Genomic DNA, 19968 nt, shown 5'->3' with positions numbered 1-19968 from the left:
CGGGAGGAGCACCGTGGAGGAGCAGCGCAGCGAGTTCGACGACGCCGACCTGGTCACGGGCGAGGCGATCGCGCTGGAGGTGCCGGTCACCTCCTTCGTCCTCCGTGCGGTCGGCGCGATCATCGATCTCGTCGCGGAGTTCCTGCTCGCGCTCGGCTTGTTCCTCGTGGTCACCGTTCTCTCGGGCGACGGCGGGCTGGACCCGGCCGCGTCGGCCGCCGTCGCGATCGTGGCGCTGGTCGTCGCCGTGGTGATCGTGCCCGTCACCGTCGAGACTGCCAGCCGCGGACGCTCGCTCGGCAAGCTGGCCGTCGGTGCCCGCGTGGTCCGCGACGACGGCGGGTCGATCGGCTTCCGGCACGCACTGGTGCGCGGTCTCACCGGCGTGCTCGACAGTGTGATGACCGTCGGCGGCCTGGCCGCCGTCGTCGGCCTGCTCTCCCGCCGCTCGCGCCGCCTCGGCGATGTCCTCGCCGGCACGCACAGCCAGCTCGAGCGCGTACCCCGGGTTCAGCCGCTGGTCGTTGAGGTCCCGGAGCCACTGCGGGGCTGGGCGGTCACCGCCGACACCGCGCGCCTCCCCGACGCCCTGGCGCGCCGCCTGGCGCAGTTCCTCCGTCAGCGCCACGGGATGACCGAGCCCTCACGCTCGCAGCTGGCCGCCGCGCTGGCGGACGAGACCGCAGCCCACGTCTCTCCGCTGCCCGCCGCGCCCGCCGAAGACCTCCTCCTCGCCGTCGCCGCCCTCCGCCGAGCTCGGGAGGAGCGGGCGCTGCACCTCGCCGACCAGCGCCTCGAGCGGCTGGCTCCGGTGCTCTCCAGCACCCCGCGCGGCTTCCCCGAGCGCCCGTGAACGCCGCCCGGTCGGCTCCTACGGAGGTGTCGGACCGTAGCGGACGCTCCGCCAGCCGCGCGGCACGAGCAGCCGCCGATCGTGCTCGGCGCAGAGGTCGTAGCCGTGCGGGTCAGGCGCAGGACTGAGCGGCCCGACCGCCACCAGCGAGTCGCGGTAGTCGTAGGTCAGCGTGACGACGGCCTCCGCGCGGCAGCCCGTCCGCGAGCAGTGCCGTCCGGTCATCGCCGCCCACAGTAGCAATAGGCTGGAGGTATGCCCCGCGCTCGCCGTTCCGCCGCTCGCTCGACGAGCGAGTCGCGCGGCGGTTCCCGCGACCGGCACGGCCGTGGGGCGCGCGGCCCGATCACGGGGCCGCACTTGCCACCGCTCCAGACGCGCACCGATTTCTTCGAGGTGACGATCGGCTCGGCGATCGACTACCTCCGCGGCAGCTGGCCGGAGGAGCTCGCCGGAATCCGCGTCGGCGTCGCCGCGACCCCCGACGTCGACCCCGACCTCCTCCGGGGCACCGGCATCGCGCGCTGGCGCGTCGATCACGCTGCACGCAGCATCACGCTGTACCGCGTCCCGATCGAGCGCCTCGCGAAACTGCATCGGCGCGACGAGTGGCACCAGCGGATGCTGATCGAGAGCTACGTGTTCCGCGCCGTTGCCGAGCTGCTCGGTCGCGATCCGTGGGACATCTCCCCGGACCGCTACCGCCACCCCTGAGACGCCGCCCCGCACGGCCCAGTGCCCAGGCTGACCCGTGCCAGCAGGCAGACCAGCCCAGGCAGGCGGATCAGTGCGAATACACGGTGATCGGCGACGACAGCGGCCCCGGCGGCACGACCGCGTAGGAGGCGATCTTCCCGTCGCCCGCGATCGAGACCGACGCCTGCACCGGTTGCGTGCTGGTGACGACGACGGAGTCCGTGCCGAGCGGAGTCGCGAGGGCCCCGAACGGACCGAGCTCCAGCGTCCGCGAGCCGCTCGCCCCCGCGATCACGACCGAGGCGGTCGAATCGCTGCCGTTGATGAGGTGCAGCCGCGCGCCGCCCTCGCCCGTGTTTGCGATCCCAAAGGGCCTGGTCATCGAGGAGCCGGAGGCGAACCAGGCGAAGTCGGTCCCTGCGGGGCCGGTGGACGTCGTCCGCCCCGCCGCCACAATCGGCTGGTCGGCGCGCAACACCACGCGGTAGGAGCCGTCCGCTAGGCCCGTGAGCGGGACCTCGCCGACCAGCCCTGCCGGGACGACGACCTGGGTGGAAGTGCCGGAGCCGCTCGGATCCGCGTTCGTCACCTCGACCGAGACGGTGCTGTCGGCGTCGCCGGGGGTCAGGATGCGCAGCACCGGGGTGCCCGCCCCTCCGCTGCCGTCGTCGCTCGCGGTCTGGGTAGGCGGTGAGGTGATCTCGAGGCCGGCGATCACGGCGAGCGTGTCCGGGCCGGCGGAGGGGCCGGTGGTCTCGACACCCTCGGGGGTGAGCCCGGAGATGGCGCTGCTCTGCATACTGGCGGCCACCTCGCCGCCGCGCGCGGTCACATGCACGACGGGTTGGACGACTCCGGGGGCGAGTCCCGCGAGCGGGAGGGCGCGGACGGCGCCGGCCGGGACGACGATGCCCGTGGCTCCGGTGGCCTGAATCCTGCCGTTCTCACCGAAGAGGGTGAGGTCCACGGTCGCCGCGACCGCGCTCGGGTTCGCCAGGATCAGCACGGAGGTGCGTCCGACGTCGGTCGAGCCGGCGACGAGCCAGCTGTCGGCGGAGGGTTCGGCGCAGGCGCGGGCAGAGAGCCCCGAGAGCGTGGCTGTGGCGATGACCTGGACGCTCGCCCCGCCGGGGGTGGGCGCGGAGTCGGCGGGAACCTGGACGCCGGTGATGCCCGTGCTCGGGGCGGCGATGTCGTTTTCGCCGAGGACGCTCGAGCCAGAGGTCGAGCCGTCGGGCCAGAGCGCGGTCGTCGAGCCGTCCAGGGCGCGCAACTGCTCCGGCTCGCTCGCGTCGATCAGGTCGCCTCCGCAGACGAGCGAGGCGTCGGCGGCGACCGGGGACACGACCACCCCCTGGGCAGCCCGGGAGGCCAGGGGCGTCGGGACGAGCTGGGGCACGGCCACGGCGGCGGCAGCGATGACGACTCCGGCGACTCCGACGACACTGCGCAGGGCGGTGCGGCGCCGGTGCGCGGCCGAGGGGGCGGGCTGCGGTGTCGCTGCGGCGGCACGGCCGGCTCGGCGCTCGGCGCGGGAGCGGCGGGCGGAGGACTCGGGCATCTGCTTCTCCTGATCGGCCGGGTCAGACATCGTCGTTCCCGTCGTCGAACTGGCCGGTGGCTTCGCCCGGCTCGTCGTCGATCCCGGCGACAGCGGCGCTGGAGCGGCCGCGCTCGAGCGAGAGACCGGTGGGCACCGCCAGCAGCAGGGCGACGACGAAGACGAGGAGCAGGGCGATCGTGTAGGCGATCCCGAAGGGCCCGACGACGCCCGACGGAGCCGCCTCGGTGCGAGTCGCCCCGGCGTCGACGGCCGTCCAGAGCAGCCCGTAGCGGGTGTCGCCGATGGCCGAGAAGGCCGCATTGCCGTCGAGGGAGACGGCGGCGCGCGCCCGGACGGCCGCCGCGGCGTCGCCGACCTGCGTACCGGCGGGTTGGGTCAGCACGACGAACCGCACGCCGAGCTGCGCAAGGGCGGCAGGGACGTCGTAGCCCGTGCGCGAAACGAGGTTGCCGGCCAGCTCGTCGATGGCATCGGTGCGCTCTGCGCCGGTGCTCGCGAGGGTGGACTGCTGGTCGAGTGTTGCGCCTGCCCCGCGCTCCAGGCGCGCGAGGACTCCCCCGTCGGCCTGCGGGACGAGCACGATAGTGCCCACCCTCGGGTCGTTCTGCGCCTCGGCGGCAACATACGCGGGGAGCGAGCGGTCCGAGGTCGTCGACACCGAGGTGCCGGTACCCGCCGGGAAAGCGACCGCGAGCGGGCCGACGAGAGCGGCGACCGCAGCGGTCACGACGAGCGCCGGAACGACGCGGACCGAGCGGATCGCGGCGATCGAGAGCGAGGCGCCGATCACCAGACCGAGCCAGTAAAGACTGAGGCCGGTCCCGCTCCACACGGACACCGTCTCGGAGCCCGTGGTGGCGACCTGGACGCCCTGGGCGAGCGAGGCCGTCACCAGGCCGCTCGCGGCAACGCCGACTCCGCCGAGCGCCGCGAGGTTGTTCGGGAGCAGCAGAGCGGCCAGTGCCGCGACAATCAGCGGGACGGCGAGCGCAGCGGTCACCAACCCGGCGGCGGAGGCGTCGACCCCCAACCCGCCGAGGAACGCGAGCCAGCCCGCGGGCAGCCCGGATGGGGATCCGGCCAGCAGCGCGACGAGGTCGGACTGCGCCGACGGCAGCGGCACGCCCGGATCGGCGAGGATCGCGAGCCAGTCGCCGCGGGGGGCTCGGGCCAGCACCAGCGGGAAGAGCAGGACGGCCGCAGGGATCGGCAGGCCGAGGAAGCGTCCGATCCGACGGCCGGACGTGGCGACGACCACGAGCCAGATCACCAGGAGCGGCACGGCGAGCACCGGCGCACAGGCGACGACGGCGGCAGCCAGGATCGACGCGGACGCGGAGGCGGACCACGAGCGGTACGCGCCGAAGCCGGCGAAGAAGAGCCACGGCAGCAGCACGTGCACCAGCAGCGGCGCGGGACGCCCGTCGGCCTGCGCCGCGAAGAAGGCGGGAGCGAGGACGTAGACGAGGGCTCCGGCGGCACGGGCGATGGCGCGCGGAGTCAGTCGCGCGATCATCAGCCAGGCGCCCATCGCCGCGGCGGGCAGCGCGACGAGATAGAGCAGCACCATCGCGTAGCTCGGTGACCAGAAGGTCAGCGAGCCCAGCACGGCGAGGACGGCCGTGAAGGGATCGGCGGCTCCGATGAATCCGGGGCCGAGGTCGCGCCAGCCGTAAGCCGCGTTGCGCCAGAGTTCGCCGACGGTCGGCGAGAGTGTCAGGAGCCCTCCGCCGCTGAGCGCGGTAGCGGGCAGGAGCCGCGCATAGATCACCAGGCCCGCGAGCGCGGCGACGAGGACGACCCACACTCCTCCGCCCTGGAAGAAGTGCAGGGGGTGGCGCCCCCGCCCGGCCTGAACGCGCACCGCATCGTGGCGCACCGAGCGCAGCTGCCGCACCACGTCGAGCGGGATGCGCAGCGGAGCGATCGCCTTCCAGCCCACGTTCTTCGACGAGCGCAGCACCGTGCGAGCCCGGAAGACCTTCGTGCCACCGAAGGCGACGACGAGGGAGGCGAGCAGCTCACCGCCGACCAATCCCGGCTGCTTGCGCAGCAGGCGCACGACCGCGCGACCGACGGCCAGCGGAACGAGCGAGAGCCAGTGCAGCAGCAGGAATGCGACGGGAGCGTAGGCGAGCCGGCGGTGCAACTGCGCGGTGCGGTGCTGGCGCGCACGGCGCCGCTCCCCACTGTCGATGCGGCGGCCGTCGGGACGCTGCAGGCCGATCCGGGCGGTGGTGACGCGGGCGTCGGGCACGCGGCTGACGCGGTGCCCGGCCAGGCGGGTCCGGATCGAGAAGTCGAGTGCGTCGTCTACGACCGGCAGGCCGGGGTCGAAGCCGCCGAGCTCCTCCCAGAGGGAGTGGCGCACGAGCATGCCGCCGGCGGCGACCGCCAGGATGTCGGGGGTGGAATCGTGCTGACCCTGGTCGAGTTCGTCCTCGACGAGGTGGACCGTGGTGCCGTGCTTGGTGACCGACTCGCCGTAGCTGCGGATGTAGCCGGAGCGCGTCCAGTCCATGATCTTCGGCCCGGCGACGGCGACGGAGGGAGCGACCTCGACGGCTCCGAGCAGGGCGGCGAGGGCACCGGGCTCGGGGGCGGAGTCCTGGGCGAGCAGCCACAGCCACTCGTCATCGCCGGCCGGGGGCTGCATCACCCGAACCGCGCGCGCCACCGCCTGGCCGAACGGGAGGTTCTCGGCCACCTGGACGAGCTGTGTCGGCCCCCAGGAGGCGAGGAGCTCACCGGTGGAGTCCTTCGAGGCGCCGTCGACGAACACCGTCGCGTCGGGCAGGCGGGTCTGTGCCCGCAGTGCCGCGAGGGTTCGTTCCAAATAGGCCGCGCCGTTACGCGCGACGAGGACGGCGGTGACTCGTGGATACATCGCGGACCACCCTAAGCGATGCCGCCGTGCCGCCCGCCTGCGGCTCGCCGCCCCGCCGGTCGGCGCTCGGAACGCGCCTCGACGAGGGGCGACTCAGGCGCGGTGGCAGAACCACGCTGGCGCAGACGCGATGACACAGACGCGATGACGTACGCCCGACGGTTCGGACGCGATGGTGAGGGCGCGGCGGTTCGGGCGCGACAGTTCAGGCGCGACGGCGCAGCTTCCGGCGCTCGCGCTCGGAGAGGCCGCCCCAGATGCCGAACCGCTCGTCGTTCTCGAGCGCGTACTCGAGGCACTGCGCCCGCACCTCGCACGAGGTGCAGATCTTCTTCGCGTCGCGGGTCGAGCCGCCCTTCTCGGGGAAGAACGCCTCGGGGTCGGTCTGCGCGCAGAGCGAGTCGACCTGCCAGGACAGCGCGCCCCCCGGCGCCTCGAGCTCGGTGTCGATGCCGGGCCTGACCCCGGGAACGCCCAGGCGCACGGGGTCGACGAACCAGTCCTCGGGGACTCCGGAGTGCTGTTCCGGAAGCGTCATGCCGTCTCCTACCCCGCCTGCGAACTGATGAACGGAAGCCGCCCCTCGCGGAGCCACTGCCTAGGTAATTACAGCGGTGTCATTCGCTCAGGTCAAGTCGCGGACCATAAACCCTCAACCCGCCGTGGAGGGTTTACGACACACCGGCGTGTCGCGAAGGTGAACTCCGCTCACGCCGTCGCGGCACTCCGCGCGCGCCAAGCGCTTTCAACCATCTCGGCCACGGTGTGCCGCATCTCCCAGCCCAGATCGCGCGCCGCCGTCTCCCCGGACGCAACGATCCGAGGGGGATCGCCCGGCCGACGCGGGACCACCTCGGGAGTGAACGCGATACCCGTGCTGTCCGCGATCGCCCGCATGATCTCGCCGACGGAGGCGCCGGATCCGCTGCCCAGGTTGTAGACCGGGTCGATCGGCTCGCCCGCCGCCAGACGTCGAGCCGCGGCGACGTGGGCGAGGGCGAGGTCGGCGACGTGGATGTAGTCGCGCACGCAGGTGCCGTCCGGGGTCGGGTAGTCATCGCCGTTGATCCGCGGCGTGCGCCCGGCCAGCAACGCCTCGAATACGAGCGGGAACAGATTGTGCGGGCTGGTGTCGTAGACGTCGGGGTAACCGGAGCCGACGACGTTGAAGTAGCGCAGCGAGGCGTGCCGCACGTCGTGCGCACGCCCGGCGTCAGCGAGCAGCCACTCGCCGATCAGCTTCGACTCGCCGTAGGGCGACTCCGGTCTTTTCGGAGTGTCCTCGGTGACGATCTCGACGTCGACCGCGCCGTAGACGGCCGCGCTGGAGGAGAACACGATCGAGGAGACTCCGGCGCGCTGCATCGCCGCGAGCACGCGCATCGTACCGGTGACGTTCTGCTCGTAGGTGTGCAGCGGGCGCTGAACCGACACTCCGGCGTACTTGAACCCCGCAACGTGCACGACGCCCTCGATGTCGTGCTCGGCGACAACGCGATCGAGCAGCGCGTCGTCGAGGATCGAGCCCCGGTGGAACGGGATCCCCTCGGGCACGAACGACGCGTGCCCCGAGGAGAGGTCATCGAGCACGACGGGGTCGATCCCCTGCTCCGAGAACGCGCGCACCACATGTGCCCCGATATACCCGGCTCCCCCGGTGACCAGCCATGCCATGTCGATCCTCCTCGGTGCTCGGCCCGCGACTGCGCGCGCCGGAAGCCACCCTAGCGGCGCGGATCGACGGCACCGATCCGCCGGACGACGCCGCTGCGGGAGGTCGTGCCGCCCCTCGGCGCCCTCTCTCGGTGCGCCGCCCCGATGCCGCCCGAAGCGCGGCCCGGGGCTCACACCGTCGCGACGAAGAGCGTGCCGCGCCCGGTGACCGCGAGGTCGCCCTCCGAGGGGGTCACGAACACGCTGGCGCCGCGCTCGACGCGCACCGACCCCTCGGCGCCCGCGAGCGAGAACGAGCCCTCGGTCGCGATCGCGATCGCCGGCCCGCGAAGGGCGACACGAGCGGGCTCCTCCGACTCGGGCTGGACAACGGCGAGAACGAAATCGGGGACGTCGGGCCGGTAGACGCGCACGCCCGGCCCCGACTGCTCCGCGGGCAGGTACGGCACAGGCAGGGGTGAGAACTCGAGCACGCTCACCAACTCGGGCACGTCGATGTGCTTGGGGGTCAGTCCGCCGCGCAGCACGTTGTCGGAGGCCGCCATCAGCTCGACACCGGTACCCGCGAGGTAGGCGTGGATGTTGCCGGCCGGCAGGTAGAGCACCTCGCCGCGGGCGAGGCGGACGCGGTTGAGCAGCAGCGAGAGCACGATCCCGGGGTCTCCGGGGTAGCTCGCGGCGAGCTCCCTGACCGTGGTCGTCTCGAGACGGTGATCGCCCGCGCAGGCTCCGACGACGGCCGCCACCAGGCTCGCGACCTCGGCTCGGTCACCGTCGGCGAGCAGCCAGGACACCGCTCGGCGCAGCACCGCAGCGGGCTCCCCGTCGAGGGTGTCGGCGAAGCGGATGATCCCGGCCGCCTCCTCCCCCGCGGCGCGTCCGGCCAGCTCGGTGAGCAGGGCGCGGGCGTGCGCCGGCTCGCGGAACCCGCAGAGCGCGTCGAAGCTCTCGCTGAGCGCGTAGATCAGCTCGGGCTTGTGGAACGGGTCCTTGTAGTTGCGCTCGGCCGCATCGCGGGCGATCCCCGCCTCCTCCTCCTCGACGAAGCGGCGCCGCGCCGTCTCGGCCGAGGGGTGCGCCTGGAGCGAGAGCGGTCCGCCCGCGGCGAGGATCTTGAGCAGGAATGGCAGGCGAGGGGCGCCCGAGACCGGATCGACCGAGCCCTCGACCCCGGCCAGCGCCGCGGCGGGCTCCTGCGCGATCCACTCGGCGAGCGTCGCGGCGCCGACGGAGGAGGGGTCGAGGATGCGCGCGGGTGAGCCCGAGTGCGCCCCGAGCCAGAGTTCGGCCTCGGGGCCGCCGGAGGGTGCGGTGCCGAGCGCCTCGGAGATGCCGGTGAGCGAGCCCCAGGCGTAGTCGCGGGGCGTGTTGCCGATCGGGATGAACACGGGAGCGCTGGCCTTCCGTCCAAGGATGTGGGATCGGAGCCGCTCGCCCCGGTCCGCGGGGGCCGCTCCGCTGCGACGCTAGCAGGATCCACAACACGGGCCCGGGAGCAGGGCCGCCTGTTGGCGCTCTCCGCCAGAGGACGCGGCGATCGCAGGATGCCTTCGTACTCTGAGAGCCGCAGCACTGTCGCCGTTAGAGCGGTCACCGTGCCGCGTCCGACGAGCGAGGAGCACAGAGCATGGACAGCACGACCTTCGAGGCCCTGGGGGCCGACTTCTACGGGTTCGAGGCGGCGCTCACCGCCGCCGAGAAGGAGCTGCTGGTCGGCGTGCGGTCCTTCCTCGAGGAGCAGGTGCGGCCCATCGCCGATGAGTACTGGGAGCGCGCAGAGTTCCCGCGGCAGCTCATCCCCGGTATCCACGCCACCGGCATCATCGGACTCTCCTGGCCCGAGACGCGCGCGATCGAGAACTCGGCGGTGTTCCGCGGCTGGGTGGCGCTTGAGCTGGGCCGGGTCGACGCCGGGATCGCGACCTACGTCGGGGTGCAGAACGGCCTGGTGATGGGCACCATCGGCGTCGCCGGCTCCCCGGAGCAGCGCGCCGAGTGGCTGCCGAAGCTCGCCTCGGGCGAGGTGATCGGCGCCTTCGGGCTGACCGAGCCGCACTCCGGCTCCGACTCCGCTCAGGGTTTGCGCACGACCGCGCGGCGCGACGGCGACAGCTGGGTCCTCGACGGCGAGAAGCGCTGGATCGGCAACGCGACCTTCAGCGACGTCACCGTGATCTGGGCCAAGGACGTGCAGGACGGCCAGGTGAAGGGCTTCCTCGTCCCCACCTCCACCCCGGGCTACCGGGCCACCGCCATCGCGCGCAAGCAGAGCCTGCGCACCGTCCAGAACGCCGACATTGTGCTCGAGGGCGTGCGGATCCCGGAGTCGCTGCGCTTGCAGGGCGCGAACTCGTTCCGCGACACCGCGAAGGTGCTGCGGCTCACCCGCGCCGAGGTCGCCTGGCAGGCCATCGGAGTCGCGATCGGCGCCTACGACGCGGCCCTGCGCTATGCGAAGGAGCGCGTGCAGTTCGGCAAGCCCCTGGTCGGGCATCAGCTGGTGCAGGACCTGCTCGTCAGGAGCATCGGCAACATCACCGCGAGCATCGCCCTGGCGACCCGCCTGTCCGAGATGCTCGACGCCGGCGAGCAGCGCGATGAGCACTCCGCTCTCGCCAAGGCGTACACCACGGCGAGGATGCGCGAGACCGTCGCCTGGTGCCGCGAGGTGATGGGCGGTAACGGCATCGTGCTCGATTACGGCGTCGCGCGGTTCTTCGCCGACGCGGAGGCGCTCTACTCCTACGAGGGCACTCGCGAGATGAACACACTGATCGTGGGCCGCTCGATCACGGGAACGGCCGCCTTCGTCTGATCCCTCGCGGGGCCGCACCCCGGGCGTCGGCCGGGCAGCAGACGGAGGCGCCCGGCGCGCCGGGGTCGCTCCCTAGACTGGTCGCCATGATCCATCGCTCCGCGCCCGCCGCTCCCCGAGCGCTCGCGGTGGCGGTGCTCGCCGTGCTGCTGGCGGGTCAGTCGCTGCGCAATCTCGTCGGCTGGTGGGGCTGGGGGCTGGTCATTGCGGTGCTCCTCGCCGCCTCGATCGCCGTGCTGGTCCGCGCACGCCCGCGCCTGCGCTGGGCCCGCACGCCGAAGTCGCTGGTCCTCTTCCTCGGCCTCGCCGTGCTCTCGCTGCTCTGGTCGGCCTATCCGGGCGCGAGCGCGATCGGAGTCGCAGCGCAGCTGGCGACCACCCTCGGCGGCGCGGTCCTCGCTGTCACGCTGAGCAGCCACGAGCTCCTGACGGCGCTCGGCCGAGCCCTGCGCCTCTGCGTCGGAGTGTCGCTGCTGTTCGAGCTCGTGATCGCGGTCGTGGTGCGGCAGCCTGTCCTGCCGGTCGGCGTCGAGCGGCCGGCCGACGGACCGACCCCCGACGCTTTCTACTGGTCGCAGGCCGCGCTCTTGACCGGCGAGCCCGTCCAGGGGATCGTCGGCAACCGCAACCTCCTCGGCTTCCTCGCCCTGCTCGGCCTGATCGTGATCGCGATCGAGCTGGCGGCCCGCTCGATCCGGCGTCGCTGGGGAGCGCTGTGGATCGCCCTGTTCACCGCGACCCTCCTGCTCACGCGCTCCGCCACCGTCCTGCTCTGCCTCGTCGCCGTCGTCCTCGCCGCCGTGTTCGCCCTGTGGGCCCGCCGGAGGGGCGAGTCCGGCCGCCGACCCGTCTACCTGAGCGCAGCGGGCCTCGCGGTAGCCGCGGTCGCCGGAGCAGCGGCCGGCTGGGGCGCCCTCCTCGGCCTGCTCGGCAAGAGCGAGGATGCGACGGGGCGCCTGGACATCTGGGACTCGGTGATCGGACTCGCCCTCCAGCGGCCGGTCCTCGGCTGGGGCTGGGTCAGCTACTGGGCGCCGTGGGTCGCTCCCTTCGACACCCTCGCCGAGCGCCGCGGCGTGCTCTACCTGCAGGCGCACGACGCCTGGCTCGACGTCGCCCTCCAGCTCGGAGTGGTCGGACTCGTTCTCTTCGCGGCGCTCGCGGTCTCGACCCTCTGGCGCTCATGGTTCCGGGCGGTCGACCGCCCCCGGCGGGATGCGACCTCGATCCTCCCCTACACCGCCGTCGGCCTCGCACCGCTGCTGATCGTCGTCGCCCTGCTGGCGCAATCGCTCTTCGAGAGCCGGATCCTGATCGAGGGCGGCTGGCTGCTCCTGGTCGTGCTCGCCGTGCAGACCAAGCAGCCGGCGACGGAGTCGCCCGAGGTCCTCACCGCGACTCCGCTGCCCCTCGTCGACGCCTCCCCGAGGCGATGAGGCCGCGCCGCCCCTCCCTCCCCGCCTCCGTCGCCGACGCGACGGCGTCCCCGCAGTTCGCCGCAGCCCTCGCGCAGACCACCCTCGTCACGGTGCTCTGCGCTCCGGCGGTCCGCGGCCTGATCGGCTGGCCCGGCTACCTCGCCGCCGTGGCCACGCTGACCGCCCTCGCCGCGGTCGTGCTCGTCCTGCGTCGCGGCCTGCTCGACTGGGAGGGCCTGCTGCCCACGAGCATCCTGGTGTTCCTGGGCTGGGTCGCGCTCAGCGTGCTGTGGAGCGACTACACCTGGGCGACGGTCTCGAGCGTCGTCTACCAGTTCGCTCTGGCGTTTCTGGCGATCGCGATCGGACTCACGCGCGACATCATCCAGATCATCCGCTCCGTCGGCGACGTGCTGCGGGTGGTGCTGATCGCCTCGGTCGCCGTGGAGGTGTTCTCGGGCGTGCTGATCGACCGGCCACTGCGCTTCGTCGGCGTCGAGGGGCTGCTCGCCGTCGGCGGGCCGATCCAGGGTCTGGTCGGCACGCGCAACCAGCTCGGGCTGGTCTGCCTCCTGGCGATCGTAACGTTCTCGGTCGAGCTGGCGACCCGCTCGGTCACCCGCGGACCGGCGATCGCCTCGATCACCCTCGCCGCGCTGACCCTGCTCTTCACGCGCTCGGCCGTGAGCGCGGGCGTGCTCGCGGTGGCCGCCGTCGTCGCCCTGGCCCTGCGCTGGGTGCGCCGCGCCGACGGCACTCGTCGGCGACGGCGACAGTTCACGGTGCTCGGAGTCGCCGCGGCCGCCGCTGTGACCGCCTGGCTCCTGCGCTACCGGGTGATCGAGCTGCTGAACGCGGGCAGTGAGTTCGAGTTTCGGTTGCGGCTCTGGCAGCAGGTCTGGCGGTTCACGGATCTGACGCCGATCATCGGCTGGGGCTGGGTGGGCTACTGGCGCCCCGACCTCTACCCCTTCACCGCGATCGACTACCTCTCCGGCCGCCCGCACTCGTCGAGCCTGAACGCGCTGTTCGACGTGGCGCTGCAGCTCGGCGCGGTGGGGGTCGTGCTCTTCGTCGTGCTGATCGGCCTCGCACTCTGGCGCTCCTGGCTGATCGCTTCCGAGCGCAAGGCGGTCGTGCACGTCTGGCCGGTGCTGGTGCTGAGCGTCCTGATCGTCACCGCGCTGGCCGAGAGCTCGATCCTGCTCGACGCGGGCTGGCTGCTCGTGGTGCTCTGCGCGATGCGGGCGGCGCAGGGGCTGAGCTGGCGCCGCCTCCTGCACCCCCCGGGCTGACCCGCCTCAGCGCGCGCGGCGCTCGGCGACCGCGCGGAAGACGGCGAGATGCTCCTCGCGGCAGCGCTCCCAGCTGAACGTCCGCGCCCGCTCGACCCCGAGCGGCCCGAGCTCGGTGGTGCGCTCGATCGCCTCGAGGATCCCGTCCGCGATCGAGCGAGGCTTGAGCGGGTCGACGTAGACCGCCGCGTCTGCACAGATCTCCGGCAGCGACCCCGAGCCTGAGACCGCGACGGGGCAGCCCGACGCCATCGCCTCGATCGGCGGCAGCCCGAAGCCCTCGTAGAGACTCGGGAACGCCAGCACTGCGGCGCGTCGATAAAGATCGGCGAGCTCCTGGGGAGTGACGTGGCCGCGCCACTCGACGAAGTCCGGCAGCGCGCCGAGCCGGTCCAGATCCCCTCCGGTCAGCACCAGCCGGAGCGGGTGCCCCTCCTCGCGCAGCAGGCGCACCGCCTCGAAGAGCCGGGCATGGTTCTTGTGCGGCCAGGCGCGCGCCGGGTAGAGGACAAAGTCCTCCCGAGTCCCCAGATTCGCGACGAAGCGCTCGGTGTCCACGCCGAGGTGCGACACGTGGACCCGCTCCTCGGGGATGCCCAGCAGCTCGACGATCCGCCCCTTCGTGAAGGCGCTGATGGTGATGACCGCGTCGGCACGGCGGGCGGTGGCCTCGTAGGCGAGACGGCGGAAGACGCGCTCGATGCGGGGGAAGAGTTCGGGGAGGTCGCGGTGCTGGAGGTCGAACAGCATCTGCACGTGACCCTGGCGGCGCGAGGGCCAGGGCAGCGGCACGGTGAAGGGGAAGTAGAGCACGGCGTCCGGGCCGATCAGGCGGCGCAGGCGCGACGTCCGCAGCAGCGCCTGGAGCATGCCTATGGCCCGCCGTCGGTGACCCGCGCCGCTGACCACACCGTCGGCGACGACCTCGGGCACGCCCTCGCTGAAGCCGCGCGCGTTCTCGGGGACGAGCACCTGCACTTCCGGTCCGTCCTCCCCCACTCGCGGCGCCAGGAGGCGGGTCAGTGCGCGCGCGTAGGTCTCACCGCCGCCCATCCCGCCCGGATCGACGGTGAGCACGGCGAGCGTGACGGGGCGGGAGTGCGGCATGGCGTCCAATCGGTTCCGGCGGGGGCCAGGATACCGGCGGGCCGCACTGCTCCCGGTGCTCGGCCGTGCCCGCGGGTAGTATGTGTTCCGCTGTCATCGACCCCAGACGAATTGGACCACCACGTGCCCCGCGCTTTGATCACCGGAATCACCGGCCAGGACGGCCTCTACCTCGCCGAGCTCCTTCTCTCGAAGGGCTACGAGGTGTTCGGACTCGTCCGCGGGCAGAACAACCCCAAGTACGAGCTGGTCCGCCGCACCGTGCCCGAGGTGACCCTGCTCACCGGCGACCTGACGGACGTGTCGAGCCTCGTGCGCGTGCTCGCCGCGGCTCAGCCCGACGAGGTCTACAACCTCGGCGCCATCTCGTTCGTCGCCTACTCGTGGGAAAACGCCTCGCTCACCACCGACGTGACCGGCAAGGGTGTGCTCAACATCCTCGAGGCGACCCGCCTTTACGCCGGCGCCGACATGTCGCGCGTGAAGTTCTACCAGGCCTCCTCCTCCGAGATGTTCGGCAAGGTGCAGCAGGTCCCGCAGAGCGAGGAGACGCTGCTCTGGCCGCGCTCGCCCTACGGTGTGGCCAAGGTCTTCGGCCACTACATGACCATCAACTACCGCGAGTCGTACGGCATGCACGCCTCCTCCGGCATCCTGTTCAATCACGAGTCGCCCCGCCGCGGCCCGGAGTTCGTCACGCGCAAGATCAGCCTCGCGGTCGCGCGGATCAAGCTCGGCCTCCAGGAGACCCTGGAGCTCGGCAACCTCGACGCGAAGCGCGACTGGGGCTTCGCCGGCGACTACGTCGACGCGATGTGGCGCATGCTGCAGCAGCCCGAGGGCGACGACTACGTGGTCGCGACCGGCGAGACTCACGAGATCCGCGAGTACCTCGACATCGCCTTCCGCCACGTCGGCATCGAGGACTGGGCCCCCTACGTGACGCAGAACCCCGCGTTCATGCGTCCGGCCGAGGTGGATCTCCTGATCGGCGACCCTGCGAAGGCGCGCGACGTCCTCGGCTGGGAGCCGAAGGTCTCGTTCCCCGAGCTCGTGGCGATGATGGTCGAGAACGACCTCGCGGAGCAGTCCGCGCTGATCAAGTAGTCATGCCTGCCGCTCTCGTTACCGGAGCGAGCGGACAGGACGGCGGCTACCTCGTCGAGCGCCTGCTCGTCGACGGCTGGGAGGTCTCCGCGCTCGTGCGCGAGGCCGACGATACCGCTCTGCCCGCCGCCGTCCGTTGCTTCGAAGGCGACCTCCGCGACGCCGTCGGCCTCGGCCGCCTCGTCGTGGAGGCGGAGCCGGACACGGTCTTCCACCTCGCGGGCCTCTCCTCCGTTGCGCTCTCCTGGCAGGAGCCGGTGCTCACCGCCGAGGTGACCGGCACTGCGGTGGCCGCGCTCCTGGAGGCCTCGCTCGCGCTACAGGAGTCGGCCGGCCGCGAGGTCCGCTTCGTCCAGGCCTCCTCCTCCGAGATCTTCGGCGCCGCGACCGAGAACCCGCAGACCGAGCGGACACCGCTGCGCCCCGTCTCGCCGTACGGGGCGGCGAAGGCGTTCGCGCATCACCTCGTCGCGGTCTACCGGGGGCGCGGACTGCACGCCTCGTCGGGGATCCTCTACAACCACGAGTCGCCCCGTCGCCCGCTCAGCTTCGTGACCCGCAAGATCACCGCGGGCGTCGCCGCAATCGCCGCGGGAACGGAGTCCGAGCTCTCGCTGGGCAACCTCGACGCACGCCGCGATTGGGGCTGGGCCCCGGACTACGTGGATGCGCTCGTCCGCGCCTCCCGGGCCGACGAGCCCGGCGACTACGTCGTGGCCACCGGAGTCGCGCACTCGGTACGCGACTTCGTCCGTGCCGCCTTCACTGCCGCCGGCATCGACGACTGGGAGCAGCGGGTCACGATCGACCCGCGCTTCGCCCGCCCGGTGGACGCTCCCGAGATGCGCGGGGACGCCTCCCGGGCCCACGAGGTGCTCGGCTGGACGCCGACCGTCGGCTTCGAGGAGATCGTCGCCCGGATGGTCGGAAACGACCTCGAGCTGGCGCGCCGCATCGACTGATTCCCGGCGGCACCGGCGCTGACAACGAAGGCCCCTGCTCGTGGAGCGGGGGCCTTCGTCGTGCGATCGGGCGAGGACGCTCAGGCGGTTACTCCGGCCTGCTCGGGGCGGGCGTCCTCGTCGGCTCCCTCCCCCTCGACCAGATACGACCAGATGCGCTCGGCGTACTCGTCCCAGGTGCCGCCGTCGATGGCCAGCGCCTCCGCGCTGAGGCGGGCGTGCAGCTCGTCGTCGGTCAGCAGGCGCTCGAGGGCCGCGGCGATGTCGTGGTCGTCGTGCGGGTCGACGAACAGCGCGCCGCCGCTCGAGGCCACCTCGCGCATGCTGCCGAAGCCGGAGGTCACGACCGGCGTGCCGACCGAGATCGATTCCACGATCGGGAGCCCGTAGCCCTCGTTGATCGAGGGGAACACCGTGCACCGAGCCAGTCGGTAGGCGCTCCAGAGCAGCGCATCCGTGATCTTCGAGAGCGAGCGGACCGGTCGTCCGAAGCCCTCGAGCACCTCGAGGCGGTACTCGAACTCCGCGCTGCTCCAGGCGTTGCCGCCGATGAAGACCAGACTGAACTCCAGTCCGCGCCGCCAGAGCAGCTCGGCAGCCTGCAGGACGGCGAGGTGGTTCTTGCGCGGCTCGTGGCTGCCCACGCAGACGATGAGCGGGAGTTCCCCGGTCACCAGTGAGCGCGCGGCGGTTGCCAGCTCCTCGTCCGACACGCTCTCGGACTGCGAGGGCAGCAGGATCGGACGGATGTCCGGCCCCTGCATCCCGACGCTGCCGAGCATGTGGCGCCAGCCGGAGTACTCCGTCGCAGCGGCCTCCGAGATCGTCGCGATGCGGTCCATGTGCGACACCGCGACCAGCGTCCGCGAGAACGCGGCGCTGATGCCGGTACTCGCCGTCTCGGCCGTGGTGACCGGAACGCAGTCGAAGCCGATCGTGCCCGTGCGGTTCCCGCTGAACTCCGCGAGCGCCGAGACGCGCGAGGTCCGCTCGTCCTCGACGGCGAGTTCGGGCAGGAGGTAGGTGCCCTGCCAGGGCACGATCACGCGGGAGCGGTCCTCAGCGGCGTCGGGCACATCGCCCGAGACCGCATTGCGGCTCTGCTCCGACGTGAGCTCGACGAGCGATTCGTGGGACGAGTCCCAGCCTGCGAGCAGGATCTCGTGGTCCCGCGTCCAGCGGACCAGGCTCTGGCGCACCACGCGCTGGATCCCGGTGGCCAGACCTGTGCGCGCTGTGTGGTGGACATCCACCACGACCGCGCCGACGACCACCTCGACGTCCGGGTGGTGGAAGCGGGCGAACACACGGTTCGAGACGATGGTCGACGCGGCGTGGGCGAGCAGGGCGGCCGTGCCGTCCAGGCGGGCCCGACGGCGGCCGTCGACGACATCCTCACGGCGCGGGAGCGTACCGCGAAGCACCGCGAGCACCAACCAGACCTCGCGGTCGCTCGGTGCGGGCAGCAAGACGCTGAGCTGACCCGTCAACGCGTCGACGGTAGCCAGAGGCTCCACGGAGGGGGCCAGGGTGCGCACCAGGGTGGCGAGGCGGTCGACCAGATACTGCTTAGAGCGCACGGGGCGTCTCCTCCTGCTGGATGAGGGCCGAAGGGCCGATCAGGGCCGCCCAGAGCTCCCGGGCGTAGTCGTCCCAGGTGCGCTCGGGCCGCGCGGCCGCCTCCTGGCGGAGCGTCTCGACCAGCTCCGGAGAGGTCAGCAGGCGGCGCATGCCGTCGGTGATCTCCTCGTCGGACTCGGGGTCGATCAGGATGCAGCCGCCGTGCTCGGCGATCTGCGCGGTGCTCCCGTACCGCGAGGTCAGCACGGGGAGCCCGATCGCCAGCGCCTCGGCGACCGGCAGGCCGTAGCCCTCGTGCAGCGACGGAAATCCCAGGAACAGCGCCTCCCGGTAGCTCGCGACCAGGACGTCGTCGTCGGCGCCGCGGAGCACCTCCACGGGGCGGCCGGCCGCGACCAGCTCGCGCACTCGCGGATCGAAGACCTGGTGCGCCCAGGGATTGGCCCCGCCAATAAAGCGGACCCGGAAGCGCAGGCCCTCGCGCCAGAGGACCTCGGCGGCGTGCAGCACCGCGAGGTGGTTCTTGCGCGGCTCCTGGCTGCCGACGCAGAGCACGAGCGGCAATCCCCCGGCACCGCGACCCTCCGAGCGGAGGCCGTCGGGCAGCTCCACGGGCAGCGGCACGGGCACCACCGACGGGCCGGTCAGGCCCTGCGCCGGGAGCGCCCGGACGAAGCCGTCGAACTCGAGAGCGGCCGCGGCGCTGACCGTAGCGACGCGCTCGGAGTGCTTGACCACCGAGAGGAAGTTGACGAAGCGCACCGTCTCCTCCGGCGGCACGGTGTCGGCGCTGACGACCGGAATGGCGTCGTGGCCGAGGACGACGACCTCGTTCCCGGAGTACTCAGCGAGAGCCGAGAGCGGCCCGCACTGGTTGTAGTCGGGCACGGAGGGGATCACCACGACACTGCGGTAGGGGACGACGAACTCCGTCCGCTCCGGGTCGCCGTGTTCCCACTCACGGCGGGCGGAGGAGGACCAGTCGACGACCCGCTCGTGCTCAATGGTGCTGAGACGGCGGAACGACATCGAGCCGTGCACCCAGGCGACCGGCACGATCTCCTGCTCGGCGTCCCAGCGCGAGACGGTTTGACGGACCACGCGCTGGACACCGGTGTTGTGCGAGTGCCGCGCGGGGAAGTCGACGTCGACCACGACGGCTCCCGTGACGACCTCGACGCGGGCGTCCAGATCGGCGAAGCCGGTCGCGGTGCGGGAGCCCGCCTCGAGGAAGATCCGTAGCGCCGACTCCTCGGGCGCGAGTTCGAGGGCTCGGCGGAACCAGTCGAAGAGCTCGCTCGTCGGGTAGGCGGCGGTGAAGGACACGAGAGCGACCCAGGTCAGCTCGTCGTCCTGGCGGAAGCGGATCTCGCGGGCCACGTCGTCGAGGTAGCGCCCGGCTCCGCGTCGGCGCAGGGACGCCCGTCGCTCCTCGTCGAAGAGCAGCGCGCCGATCTGCTCGAGGCGCTGCAGCATGGCCTCGGTGCGCTCGGCGCGCGCGGCGACAGCGCTCGCACTCGGGGAGGCCGACCGCTCGCTCATCGAACCCGTCCGGACAGGCGGCGCTTGACGAAGCGTGCGCTGTGGCGGACCGCGCCGGGGAGACCGAGCTGGTCGACGCGCATCTGGAAGGTGCGCACCAGACGAAGGGGCTTGGTGATCCGCCACGAGAGGGTGCGCTCGAAGCCGGAGGCGGTGACGCCGCCCACCTGGATCCGCTCGACCCACTCGTCGAAGGGGTCGTTGAGGAGGGCGTCGACCTGCGCACGCAGTCGCGCCAGCTCGGCCGTCTCGGACTCGGGCTCGCGGACCACGGTGGCAGCAGTCGCAGCGGACGTCACTCGAATGGGGGCGGGCGCCGGAGCGACCGGGTCGGGCTCAGCGGCCTCGTCAATGGCCGATTCAAGACTCGGGTCGGGAGAGGAAGGAGCGCTCTCGCCGGCGCTGCTCAGAATAGGAGCAGGATCCCCAGCACTCTGGGGGGCAGGCTCCAGCGGGACGTCGGATGG

At 72.3% G+C, this 19968-nt stretch carries 17 protein-coding genes; 7 read left to right on the top strand and 10 right to left on the bottom strand.

Annotated features, from left to right (window positions below):
* Positions 1–13 precede the first annotated feature (13 nt).
* Positions 14–853, top strand: a complete 840-nt coding sequence (locus tag C5D07_RS08030; protein WP_104259074.1) for an RDD family protein — start codon at positions 14–16, stop codon at positions 851–853.
* 18 nt (positions 854–871) lie between these two features.
* On the opposite strand, the gene C5D07_RS08025 is transcribed toward C5D07_RS08030, so the two are convergent.
* On the bottom strand, positions 872–1078 hold the full coding sequence (locus tag C5D07_RS08025; protein WP_068254396.1) for a DUF3499 family protein: 207 nt from the start codon (positions 1076–1078) through the stop codon (positions 872–874).
* Between the two features lie 30 nt (positions 1079–1108).
* Between C5D07_RS08025 and C5D07_RS08020 the strand changes: the two genes are divergently transcribed.
* Complete coding sequence (locus tag C5D07_RS08020; RefSeq protein WP_068254400.1) at positions 1109–1567, top strand: metallopeptidase family protein; 459 nt, start codon at positions 1109–1111, stop codon at positions 1565–1567.
* Between the two features lie 70 nt (positions 1568–1637).
* Here C5D07_RS08020 and C5D07_RS08015 read toward each other — a convergent pair whose 3' ends face one another.
* From C5D07_RS08015 to manA, 5 genes are all read right to left on the bottom strand, one after another.
* Complete coding sequence (locus C5D07_RS08015) at positions 1638–3110, bottom strand: DUF5719 family protein (protein WP_104259073.1); 1473 nt, start codon at positions 3108–3110, stop codon at positions 1638–1640.
* A 22-nt stretch (positions 3111–3132) separates the two neighbouring features.
* Entirely contained in the window at positions 3133–6000 is a 2868-nt protein-coding gene (locus C5D07_RS08010) for a glycosyltransferase family 2 protein (RefSeq protein ID WP_104259072.1), read from the bottom strand.
* Positions 6001–6205: 205 nt separating this feature from the next.
* Positions 6206–6538 carry a WhiB family transcriptional regulator gene (locus C5D07_RS08005; protein ID WP_084415948.1) on the bottom strand — a complete coding sequence of 111 codons (333 nt, stop codon included), beginning with the start codon at positions 6536–6538 and terminating at the stop codon, positions 6206–6208.
* Positions 6539–6708: 170 nt separating this feature from the next.
* The gene (gene galE, locus C5D07_RS08000) at positions 6709–7674 is read right to left on the bottom strand and encodes a UDP-glucose 4-epimerase GalE (protein WP_068254410.1); all 966 of its coding nucleotides are present in this window, start codon (positions 7672–7674) and stop codon (positions 6709–6711) included.
* A gap of 170 nt (positions 7675–7844) precedes the next feature.
* Positions 7845–9062, bottom strand: coding sequence for a mannose-6-phosphate isomerase, class I (gene manA, locus C5D07_RS07995; RefSeq protein WP_068254413.1), 1218 nt, complete (start codon positions 9060–9062; stop codon positions 7845–7847).
* Between the two features lie 239 nt (positions 9063–9301).
* Between manA and C5D07_RS07990 the strand changes: the two genes are divergently transcribed.
* The 3 genes from C5D07_RS07990 (at position 9302) to C5D07_RS07980 (ending at position 13202) form a co-directional block, all read left to right on the top strand.
* Entirely contained in the window at positions 9302–10489 is a 1188-nt protein-coding gene (locus C5D07_RS07990) for an acyl-CoA dehydrogenase family protein (protein WP_104259071.1), read from the top strand.
* Between the two features lie 86 nt (positions 10490–10575).
* Entirely contained in the window at positions 10576–11925 is a 1350-nt protein-coding gene (locus tag C5D07_RS07985) for an O-antigen ligase family protein (RefSeq protein ID WP_104259070.1), read from the top strand.
* The gene (locus tag C5D07_RS07980; protein ID WP_068254422.1) at positions 11922–13202 is read left to right on the top strand and encodes an O-antigen ligase family protein; all 1281 of its coding nucleotides are present in this window, start codon (positions 11922–11924) and stop codon (positions 13200–13202) included. Before C5D07_RS07985 ends, C5D07_RS07980 begins: the two co-directional genes overlap by 4 nt.
* 6 nt (positions 13203–13208) lie before the next feature.
* Here C5D07_RS07980 and C5D07_RS07975 read toward each other — a convergent pair whose 3' ends face one another.
* Positions 13209–14309, bottom strand: coding sequence for a glycosyltransferase family 4 protein (locus C5D07_RS07975; RefSeq protein WP_068254424.1), 1101 nt, complete (start codon positions 14307–14309; stop codon positions 13209–13211).
* 123 nt (positions 14310–14432) lie between these two features.
* Here C5D07_RS07975 and C5D07_RS07970 point away from each other — a divergent pair, with 123 nt between their 5' ends.
* The gene (locus tag C5D07_RS07970) at positions 14433–15416 is read left to right on the top strand and encodes a GDP-mannose 4,6-dehydratase (RefSeq protein WP_068254427.1); all 984 of its coding nucleotides are present in this window, start codon (positions 14433–14435) and stop codon (positions 15414–15416) included.
* 2 nt (positions 15417–15418) lie between these two features.
* Positions 15419–16378: a GDP-mannose 4,6-dehydratase gene (locus C5D07_RS07965; protein WP_068254430.1), complete on the top strand. Its 960-nt coding sequence runs from the start codon at positions 15419–15421 to the stop codon at positions 16376–16378.
* A gap of 80 nt (positions 16379–16458) precedes the next feature.
* Here the strand turns inward: C5D07_RS07965 and C5D07_RS07960 are convergent, their stop codons facing one another.
* From C5D07_RS07960 to C5D07_RS07950, 3 genes are read right to left on the bottom strand one after another with little or no spacing between them, the layout of a single operon-like run.
* Positions 16459–17958, bottom strand: coding sequence for a glycosyltransferase family 4 protein (locus tag C5D07_RS07960; RefSeq protein ID WP_068254433.1), 1500 nt, complete (start codon positions 17956–17958; stop codon positions 16459–16461).
* A complete protein-coding gene (locus tag C5D07_RS07955; protein WP_068254436.1) occupies positions 17948–19501 on the bottom strand; it encodes a glycosyltransferase in 1554 nt (517 codons plus the stop codon). Before C5D07_RS07955 ends, C5D07_RS07960 begins: the two co-directional genes overlap by 11 nt.
* Positions 19498–19773, bottom strand: a complete 276-nt coding sequence (locus tag C5D07_RS07950; protein WP_068254440.1) for a hypothetical protein — start codon at positions 19771–19773, stop codon at positions 19498–19500. Before C5D07_RS07950 ends, C5D07_RS07955 begins: the two co-directional genes overlap by 4 nt.
* Positions 19774–19968: the final 195 nt, after the last annotated feature.

It is taken from the genome of Rathayibacter tritici (genome assembly GCF_002932875.1).
Taxonomy (GTDB): Bacteria; Actinomycetota; Actinomycetes; order Actinomycetales; family Microbacteriaceae; genus Rathayibacter; species Rathayibacter tritici.
The sequence above is the reverse complement of the archived record's forward strand: the minus strand, read 5'-3'. Positions and strand labels throughout refer to the sequence as shown.

Coding starts and splice junctions, on each gene's coding strand:
- C5D07_RS08025 (WP_068254396.1), bottom strand. CDS start 1,078: ATGACCGGACGGCACTGCTCGCGGACGGGCTGCCGCGCGGAGGCCGTC.
- C5D07_RS08020 (WP_068254400.1), top strand. CDS start 1,109: ATGCCCCGCGCTCGCCGTTCCGCCGCTCGCTCGACGAGCGAGTCGCGC.
- C5D07_RS08015 (WP_104259073.1), bottom strand. CDS start 3,110: ATGCCCGAGTCCTCCGCCCGCCGCTCCCGCGCCGAGCGCCGAGCCGGC.
- C5D07_RS08010 (WP_104259072.1), bottom strand. CDS start 6,000: ATGTATCCACGAGTCACCGCCGTCCTCGTCGCGCGTAACGGCGCGGCC.
- C5D07_RS08005 (WP_084415948.1), bottom strand. CDS start 6,538: ATGACGCTTCCGGAACAGCACTCCGGAGTCCCCGAGGACTGGTTCGTC.
- galE (WP_068254410.1), bottom strand. CDS start 7,674: ATGGCATGGCTGGTCACCGGGGGAGCCGGGTATATCGGGGCACATGTG.
- C5D07_RS07990 (WP_104259071.1), top strand. CDS start 9,302: ATGGACAGCACGACCTTCGAGGCCCTGGGGGCCGACTTCTACGGGTTC.
- C5D07_RS07985 (WP_104259070.1), top strand. CDS start 10,576: ATGATCCATCGCTCCGCGCCCGCCGCTCCCCGAGCGCTCGCGGTGGCG.
- C5D07_RS07980 (WP_068254422.1), top strand. CDS start 11,922: ATGAGGCCGCGCCGCCCCTCCCTCCCCGCCTCCGTCGCCGACGCGACG.
- C5D07_RS07975 (WP_068254424.1), bottom strand. CDS start 14,309: ATGCCGCACTCCCGCCCCGTCACGCTCGCCGTGCTCACCGTCGATCCG.
- C5D07_RS07965 (WP_068254430.1), top strand. CDS start 15,419: ATGCCTGCCGCTCTCGTTACCGGAGCGAGCGGACAGGACGGCGGCTAC.
- C5D07_RS07955 (WP_068254436.1), bottom strand. CDS start 19,501: ATGAGCGAGCGGTCGGCCTCCCCGAGTGCGAGCGCTGTCGCCGCGCGC.